5 protein-coding genes are annotated in these 8976 nt (G+C 48.5%); 3 read left to right on the top strand and 2 right to left on the bottom strand.

Annotated features, from left to right (window positions below):
* Nucleotides 1–2: 2 nt before the first annotated feature.
* A complete protein-coding gene (locus tag KOD92_RS25760; protein ID WP_215236483.1) occupies nt 3–1358 on the bottom strand; it encodes an OmpA family protein in 1356 nt (451 codons plus the stop codon).
* 367 nt (nt 1359–1725) lie between these two features.
* On the opposite strand from KOD92_RS25760, the gene KOD92_RS25765 reads away from it, so the two are divergent.
* The 3 genes from KOD92_RS25765 to KOD92_RS25780 are packed head-to-tail and all read left to right on the top strand — an operon-like array spanning nt 1726 to nt 8767.
* Nucleotides 1726–4881: a SusC/RagA family TonB-linked outer membrane protein gene (locus KOD92_RS25765; protein ID WP_215236484.1), complete on the top strand. Its 3156-nt coding sequence runs from the start codon at nt 1726–1728 to the stop codon at nt 4879–4881.
* A 12-nt stretch (nt 4882–4893) separates the two neighbouring features.
* Nucleotides 4894–6372: a SusD/RagB family nutrient-binding outer membrane lipoprotein gene (locus tag KOD92_RS25770; protein WP_215236485.1), complete on the top strand. Its 1479-nt coding sequence runs from the start codon at nt 4894–4896 to the stop codon at nt 6370–6372.
* Nucleotides 6373–6397: 25 nt separating this feature from the next.
* Nucleotides 6398–8767, top strand: a complete 2370-nt coding sequence (locus tag KOD92_RS25780) for an alkaline phosphatase family protein (protein WP_229254876.1) — start codon at nt 6398–6400, stop codon at nt 8765–8767.
* 117 nt (nt 8768–8884) lie between these two features.
* Here the strand turns inward: KOD92_RS25780 and KOD92_RS27795 are convergent, their stop codons facing one another.
* Nucleotides 8885–8971 carry an IS3 family transposase gene (locus tag KOD92_RS27795; RefSeq protein WP_406566161.1) on the bottom strand — a complete coding sequence of 29 codons (87 nt, stop codon included), beginning with the start codon at nt 8969–8971 and terminating at the stop codon, nt 8885–8887.
* Nucleotides 8972–8976: the final 5 nt, after the last annotated feature.

The raw sequence follows: 8976 nt of genomic DNA on the forward strand, positions 1-8976 counted from the left end.
GTTTAGAGCCTGATAAATTCCACCCTGCGATTATTGGCCTTTCCAATCGGGGTATCATTTGTATCGATCGGCTGCGATTTGCCTTTCCCATCCGTTTCCAGCCGCGAGGCGTCAATACTGAAAGTAGAAACCAATGTTTCCTTCACCGCGCCCGCACGGCGTTTTGAAAGGTCTTCATTGGTATTCTCATTTCCATCAGCATCGGTATGTCCAACAATCTGAACGCGAAGTGAAGTGTTTTCCTGTAAAACCTGGGCAATGTCTTTCAGTGTCCCATACGACTGCGGAAGGATTTTGTCACTATTGACATTGAACAGGATCCCGCGTGTCACGAACTTGCCTTCGCTCACTAGCTTGTTGCGCGTATCTGCCGCTCCCACAGCCAGCTGTATATTTCCTATAAAAAATGCGCCTCCTTTTTGGTTGAAGTCTGGATTTTCGGCTGCAAATATTAACGAGTTCAAAGTTGCCGCCGGATCCAGCGCACGTGGGAGGTCGAGGACTTTGGTGCTGTCCAGGTACACACGCACACGTTGCTTTTGCTTCCAGATTGAAACTTTGGCTGCGTTTTCATGCGTATTAAATTCGGCTACCCCATACTTGTACTGATTACCGATCAGGTTGGAGGAATAGCGCAGTTGGCCGTTTTCAGAGGATGTGGGTTGGAAAGAGATTTTAAAACTCGGAGTCGAAACCTGATCCGCAGTCCCCCAGGCAAACTTTTCATCGACCGTGCTGGTCTGCATCAGACTGATCATGAATTCACCAATATTCGAAACATTCTTATTCCCGATCAGATCGAGCTGTAATGTAAAATTTTCCGGCAGATCGCCGGTCAGGTATTCGGGATAAAAAACGCCATTCTGATTAATGCGCAGCCATTTGCCGCTCTTGCCGGCAATATTGACGATTTCTGCACCCGAGCGCGTATTCCAGTTAGCCGGAAAATCGCCCAACTCATCCTGCGAAAAATCTTCATGAAGTATGATCTTGTTACCCGGCACAAAATCAAACCTGGAATAAGCGGTTATATCTGTCGCGTTTTTACCGGCAGCCCCACCTGCCTGCTCGTTAACAGCCGGCGCAGCTACTGTCCCCGCCTGCTGCGTTTCGGATGGTACCGTAGTTGATTGAGCCGCACCCGGCTGGGCCGCACCCGGCTGGGCTGTACCCGAAGCAGAGGTATCGGCTGTACTGGTTTTATCCTTGTTTTTCTTTTTCTGGGTCGCCTTATCGATCGAATCATCAATCTGATCCACCACTTTTTGCTCAACCCTGTTTTTGATCCGGTCAAGCAGCTGCGCCGGGCTTGAAATACAGTAGGAACAAAGCAGGCCGATTAAGAATATTTTTTTCATCTGAACTCAGGGAATGTTGATAAGGCAAATAAATATGCTCAAAGTTACAACGTGCAATGCGAAGTAACCATCCCTGAAATCAGCCATTTTAATAATCTTTCCTAAAATAGTCAGTCTCTGTCGCGGGTTTGCGGGTTTTTCTTCCTAAAAATTATGCGACTAATTATCTCGATTCTGAATAGTCTTCCGCTCATTGAAATCCACGCTCATTAATGCGCAAAGATGATTTCACGGCTTCTTGAAAAGTTAACGATTGTATAATCCTGGATTAAAATACAGCTAACAGACCAAAGGTAGTTTTGCGGTTTGTATGATCACTGCGCCGTTTCACTCCATTGCGGCGAGCTCACCTAAACAATATGTGTTAATGAAAGTAAATTTACTGCAGGCATTCTTTGCTTTGCTGGCTGGATGCTGCTTGTCTCTGCAAGTGTCCGCCCAGTCCGTCACCATCAGCGGTAAGGTAACCGCACAATCCGGGGAGGCGCTTCCAGGCGTCAGTATCCTCGTGCAAGGAAGCAGCTCAGGTACTACCACAGACGCCACCGGTAACTACTCATTGGCTGCTCCATCCAAAAATGCGACCCTTGTTTTTTCCGCCATCGGTTTTCTTTCCCAGGATCAGCCTGTCGGCAATAGAAGCGTTATTGATATCATATTAAAAGAGGATACCAAAATTCTCAATGAAGTGGTAGTAACCGCTTTGGGTATTAAAAGAGAAGAAAAATCACTAGGCTTCGCTGCGCAGACGATCAATGAGAACGCGGTGAAAGATGCCAAATCCAACAACTGGGTCAATACCCTTTCAGGGAAAGTAGCAGGGCTCAACATTCAGGGTGCGGGCGCCGGGCCAATGGGTTCTTCCCGCATTACATTGCGCGGCGAATCGTCATTAAACCTTGACAATAACCAGGCGTTGATCGTTGTGGACGGCGTGCCGGTAAGCAGCAGGATCACCGGAACCGGCTTCAATTCACACCTTTCGGCCGATAGCCCGGTGGATTACGGTTCGAGCCTGTCCGACATTAACCCCGACGATATCGACAAAGTAACTGTGCTGAAAGGCCCGGGCGCGACAGCACTTTACGGAAGCCGCGCCGCGGGCGGAGCGATCATTATCACAACCAAATCCGGCGTCCGCCAGGACAAGGGTATTGGTGTAACGGTCAATTCCAATTTCAGTGTTGAACAGATCAACCGCTATCCGGACTATCAGTTTGAATATGGTGAAGGAAGAAGCAATGCGTATTTTTCTTATCTGGACAGTGAGGATGGCCCAAACACAGCCACAACAGTTGCAGCCGGAAGAGCCTGGGGTCCTAAGTTTGATGGTCAGTCCTATTTCCAATATAATCCCGACGCGCCTGATGGCCGGCCGACCGTGCGCACGCCCTGGGTTGCCAACAAGGATTACATTTCCGGTTTTTTCCAGACCGGAACTACATTTTCGAATAGTGTTTCAATTGAAGGCGGCGGTGAAAATGGATCGGCGCGCTTGTCACTCACGCATTTGAAAAACAAATGGATTATTCCAAATACAGGTTTTGAAAGGCTCAATGCTGCATTGTCGATCAATCAGCGCGTTTCTAAAAGATTAAAAATAAACGGGAAGGCAAACTATACCAACAAGAAAAGCGACAACCTGCCGATGGCGGGATATAACAACCAGTCGCTGATGTATTTTCTGATCCTGGGCACAACGCCAAACATCAAACCCGAATGGTTTAAGCCCTACTGGGAGCCAGGATTGGAGAATGTGAAGCAACGAGCGCCTTTCAACCCGACGCCCGACAATCCGTACCTAGGTATGTATGAAATGCTTAACAAAATGAACAAGCATGGCTTTATCGGAAATGTGTCGGCCAATTATGAGATCTCCAAAAAGTTTGACCTGCTCGTGCGCTCGGGCCTGGATATGGCTTTCGAATTCCGTTCGCAGCAGCGCCCGTTCAGTATGACGCGCTACCCGAGAGGCATGTACCGGGAGCAGAATGTATTTACTTATGAATCAAATACTGACTTTTTGCTCAACTACAAGGACAAGATCGGCGGCTTGATTGATGTTACTGCTTCTGTTGGCGGCAATGCAATGCGTCAGTCCTACGATTTCGCTGGTATGTACGCCGACCAGCTTGCACAGCCGGGGATTTACCAAATTTCCAACAGTCTTGATCAGGCGGTAGCAGATCCTTTAAAAACAAAGAAAGCGATCAACAGCATCTATGCCGCGACCCAGTTTTCATGGGATGAAAAAATATTCCTGGACGTGACCGGCCGGAATGACTGGTCGAGCACGCTGCCATACGGGAACAATTCGTTCTTTTATCCATCCGTAAGTTCCAGTTTCCTGCTCAATGAGCTTTTCACACTGCCGCAGGCTGTTTCCTTTGCCAAGTTCCGTGCGTCGTGGGCGCAGGTGGGTAACGATACCCGCCCCTACCAGACCGCGCGCTATTACGACCGGGTTTACGGAAACAGCTTTACCAACTCCTCTACCCTTTTCAATGCAGAACTCAAACCTGAGATCACGGCCAGTTATGAGTTTGGTCTGGATGTTCGTTTGCTGAAAAATCTGGTTGGTCTGGACGTTGCTTATTATAATAACAATAGCCGAAACCAGATCCTGGCCATTCCTTTGGATCCCGTTTCAGGCTATTCGAATGCATTGATAAATGCGGGACTGATCAACAGTCGCGGCGTGGAAGTCAAGCTTACGGGCAAGCCGGTTACTACCAAAGATTTCAGCTGGAATACTACCTTATTATGGTCAAGAAACCGGAGTTTCGTAAGAGAACTTGCCTCCGGGATTACTAACCAGGTGATTTATGCGCACAATACCAATGTGAGCATTGAGGCGCGCGTAGGCGGGTTGATGGGCGATATGTATGGCCGTGGTTTCCAGCGTGCTCCGGACGGTCAGATCATTTATTCCTCGGTAGGACTTCCGGCCGCACTGGATCCGGTTGCCAAAAAATGGGGTAATGCATTTGCGGACTGGAAAGCGAGCATTTCCAATGAATTTACGATCAAAAACGTGCGGGTAAGCCTGCTCTTGGATGGACAGAAAGGCGGCAGCATGTTTTCGCAGACCAACCACAAGAACAATACTTTGGGTAAAACCAAAGTCACTTTGCCGGGCCGGGAAGACGGGATCATTGGTCAGGGTGTGGTAAAACAGCCGGACGGAAGCTTTACACCAAATACTGTGAAAGTCCCTGCCAGCTCTTACTATGACAACTATTACCAGATCGCTAATGCTGAAACCAACATTTTCGATGCTTCTTTTTTGAAAATAAGGGAGCTGCGCGTAGAGTTTAACCTGCCGCAAGCAATGCTATCCAGGATCGGCGTACGCCAGACCAGCCTGGCTGTATTTGGCAGGGACCTTTTCAATTTTACCAAATTTCCTGGATTTGATCCCGAAGGCGGAAACCTGAACAACGGTACCCTCACGCCGGGTGTTGAGCTGGCGCAATTCCCTTCCACCCGGACCATGGGAATGAACATTACATTGAAATTTTAATTAAAAGAAATCATGTTTAAGAAAACATATATCCCATTTGTGCTGCTTCTGACCATTTTGGTCTCCTGCACCGACAATTTCGATGAGCTCAACACCGACCCCAACCGCCCCAAGGAAATTACACCGGGCGTGATGCTGGGACAGCTGCAATACCAGATCGTGAACAGTACCGTAAATGCCAGCCGCAATTTTACCCACGAGCTTATGCAGGTGGACGCGCCGCGCGCCAGTGCAGGCGGTGGCGGGCTGCACCGCTACATTGTAAACCCGGGAAGCGGCGTATGGAATAATTTCTATACCTATCTCACTGATATCGAAGACATTTACATCATCGCCGACAAATTGAATGAGAACAATTACAAAGCCATTTCGCTGATCTACAAATCGTGGAGCTACTCGATTCTGACGGACCTTTACGGCGATGTGCCTTATTCTCAGGCGACCAAAGCGATTGAAGGGAACTTCAAACCTACATTCGATAAACAAAAGGATATTTATATCCAGCTTCTGAAAAACCTGGAAACGGCCAATGCTTTGCTGGATGAAACAAAGGCGCTGACTTATGGCGGAGATATGCTTTACAATTCCAATGCTTTATCTGGTGGGAAAAATCCTGGAATTCTCAAATGGAAGAAGTTCTGCAACTCCCTGCGATTGCGATTACTGTTACGGATTTCGAAAAGAGAAGGTGAAGTGAATGTAAAAGAACAGATCACAGCGATCCTGGCCGACCCGGCCGCTAACCCCGTTTTTACCACTAATGCCGACGAAGCAATTTTCAGATATCCGGGAACATTTCCTTTTTTCAATCCTTTTTACAATGCAAGGCAGGTGGACTGGCGCGATGGTAGTTATTATACCAAATTCTTCATGGACCGCATGAACGAGTCGGGCGATCCACGCCGCGCGGCTTGGGCAACGCAGGTCAAATCCGGCACTGAAAACGTGTTCCGCGGCATTGAAAGCGGCTACCCGACCACGCTGGAATATGCAGTAGGAAGCAATTCGAGCTACTCGGATGCATTGAAAACATTACCTCAGCTGGGCTTGATGATGACACTAGCGGAAGTAGAATTCATCAAAGCAGAGCTGGCCGTAAAGGGATACACGACCGGTTCAACCGCTGAGAAACATTACGAATCGGGCATTGCCGCTTCGATGACGCAATGGGGCGTGAGCATGCCAGCCGGGTTTATCACGCAGCCGGGCGTTGCATTTAATACAACTGCTGCTGCCGAAAAGCAATTGGAGCAGATCATGCTGCAAAAGTATTATGCTTACTTTTTCGTAGACTACCAATCCTGGTTTGAAAAGCGGAGAACGGGTTATCCTGTATTGCCGCGCGGCAATGGCATTCCGTCAGAAAACACGTTCCCTTCCCGGGTTCCCTACCCTACTTATCTGCAATCGCTGAACCCGGAAGCACTGGCCGGCGCAGTGGCCTCGATGGGTGGTGATGACAGTGACATTAAGGTTTGGTGGGATAAATAGTTTTAGATACATATCTGATTTCAAAATGATCTTTAAAAATAAAATCGCTATCTGGGCAGTCCTTTCTCTTTGGGCTGCCTTGGCAGCAAATGTCGCCTGGGCGCAAAACTCGAATATTAAGATGCCCGAGCGCGGCTTGTGCGCACACCGCGGCTGCATGGATACCCATCCCGAAAACACATTACCTGCATTTGCGGAGGCTGTCAGGCTCGGCGCTCAGATGATCGAGTTCGACATCCAGCTTACCAAAGACAGCGCGATGGTGATCATGCACGACGATGCTGTCGACCGCACTACGAATGGGAATGGCCAGGTATCCGGGCTTACATTCGCCCAGATCCGTGCTTTGGATGCCGGTGTCAAAAAGGCAGAGAAGTTTAAAGGAACGCAGGTACCTACTTTTGAAGAGACACTCGCGATGATGCCCGATAATGTCTGGCTCAACTGTCATTTGAAAGGTGACGAAGCTGTCGGGGCAAAAGCGGCTGCTTTGCTGGCCAAATCGGGCCGGTTGCACCAGGCATTTCTGACCTGCTCGGAAAAAGCAGCCGAAGGTGCCAGAAAAGCAGTTCCAGGGATTCTGATCTGCAACGGGGAGAATAGCTACCGGAAAAACACGCCGAAATATGTGCAGGCGACGATCGATAATCATGCTAATTTCATCCAGTTGTTACGCAACGAATCAGGGGAGGAAAGAACTGCATTGATGAAAACCTTAAAGGATAATCATATTAAAATCAATTATTTCTATGCCAAATCACCCGACGAACTGGGTGCATTATTTGCCGGTGGTGTTGATTTTGCGTTGGTCAATAACGTCGCGGATTTTCTGCCTGCTGCAAAAAAGGCCGGCATTAAGCCTGTCGTTCCAACCTATTCAAATGCAAAGCAAGCCGGACAAAAAGCAGCTGGCCCTAAAACCGTAAAGGACAAAAACAAGACGCTGATCGTGTTCTTCGATGGTCTTCGCCCTGACTACATTACCCAGGCGCAAATGCCAAATTTGTATGCATTTGCACAAAAAGCCTCGCGGGGGAATCACCACCACAGCGTATTTCCCACGGTAACGCGCGTGAACTCCTCGTCCTATGCAACCGGTTCCTATCCGGGCACGCACGGATTGCTCGGCAACTCCATTTATTTCCCGAAAGTGAGCCCGAACAAGGCGATCGGAACCACTTACGATGAGCTCATAAAAGTGCAACAGTCAGAATCCGGGCAGCTGCTCACTGCCGTTTCACTCGGCGAAGTCCTTGACGCGGCAGGCGAACGAATGATGGTTTTCAGCTCAGGCACAACCGGGCAGGCCTATTTGCAAAATTACAAAGTCGGCAAAGGCGCCATCATTAATCAGGAACTGATCCTACCCGAGTCGTTTAAAGCACAGGTAATGTCCGATATCGGGCCGCTGCAAAAAGGAACAGGTGATGTATTCATAAAGCACAAGTGGATTGCAGATGCACTGCTGCATTACGGCCTCAAAAACGATGGTCCGCTTGTGAGCGCTGTCTGGTTTTCGGATCCTGACGGCGCTGCACACCGCTACGGCATTGGCTCCGAGCAGGCTGTGGCGGCCATTAAGTATGTTGACGCTCAGTTCGGGAGAATACTGGATTCGCTTGACGCAAGGGATTTAAGAAAGCATTACAACATTCTGATCTCGACAGATCACGGGTTTGTTACCCACACGGGAAAGCAGAATCTAAGCGAAATGCTGATTTCGGCAGGTTTGAAAAAAGACAAGGAATCTGATGATGTGGTGGTTTCGGAAGGCGCTATTTACGTAAAAGATCACAATGAAAGTACCATTAAAAACATCGTCGCGGCGCTGCATAAAACGGCTTGGATCGGGGCTGTTTTTACTAAACCTAAAAAAAGTGGAGATATGAAAGGCTGGGTGGAAGGCACCTTGTCCTTTGATGCAGTCCATTACAACCATCCAACCCGATCGGGCGACATTCTGGTGGCCCCTAACTGGAACGATGACAAAAATGACAAAGGCTACGCGGGAACAGATTTCTCAGGTGGCGTAGCGGGCCACGGCGGATCGAGCCCCTATGAAATCAATATCGCATTATTTACCGACGGTCCCGACTTCAAAAGTACTTTAAGCAGCGAGCTGCCGACTTCCAACGTCGACATCGCCCCTACCGTACTGGCTCTTTACGGCTTACCCATACCGCCAGAAATGGACGGCCGGGTGATGTATGAACACCTTGAAAAGACTGCAAAACCTGCCGGGAAATTCAAAAAAAACGTTGTGAAAGCAGAGGCAAAATACGATTGGGGTACCTATAAGGTCTCTATTGACCTGTCAGTCCTGGACTCTTACAAATATTTCAATTTCACAAAGACGGAGCGTGTCGTTAACGATGCTGCGGATCCATTGGAATGAAAAACTGCTGTGGTGCGAGGAGTCAGGTGAAATTTGATCCTATTTAAACCAAATCGGAAATCAAAAAAAGCCCCGGGAGCGATTGGACTGAACCCCAAAAGTTGGACGGTTTAAAATTTAGCGATTAGTGTGATGAGCCCGGTATTGTGCCGGGCTCATTCCATTTAAGTTCAGCCTGATCCTTTCATTGTTGTAGTATTCAATATATT

Source organism: Dyadobacter linearis (genome assembly GCF_907165045.1).
GTDB lineage: Bacteria > Bacteroidota > Bacteroidia > Cytophagales > Spirosomataceae > Dyadobacter > Dyadobacter linearis.

Excerpts from the sequence above, each read along its gene's own strand:
- KOD92_RS25760 (WP_215236483.1), bottom strand. The coding sequence starts at position 1,358 with ATGAAAAAAATATTCTTAATCGGCCTGCTTTGTTCCTACTGTATTTCA.
- KOD92_RS25765 (WP_215236484.1), top strand. The coding sequence starts at position 1,726 with ATGAAAGTAAATTTACTGCAGGCATTCTTTGCTTTGCTGGCTGGATGC.
- KOD92_RS25770 (WP_215236485.1), top strand. The coding sequence starts at position 4,894 with ATGTTTAAGAAAACATATATCCCATTTGTGCTGCTTCTGACCATTTTG.
- KOD92_RS25780 (WP_229254876.1), top strand. The coding sequence starts at position 6,398 with ATGATCTTTAAAAATAAAATCGCTATCTGGGCAGTCCTTTCTCTTTGG.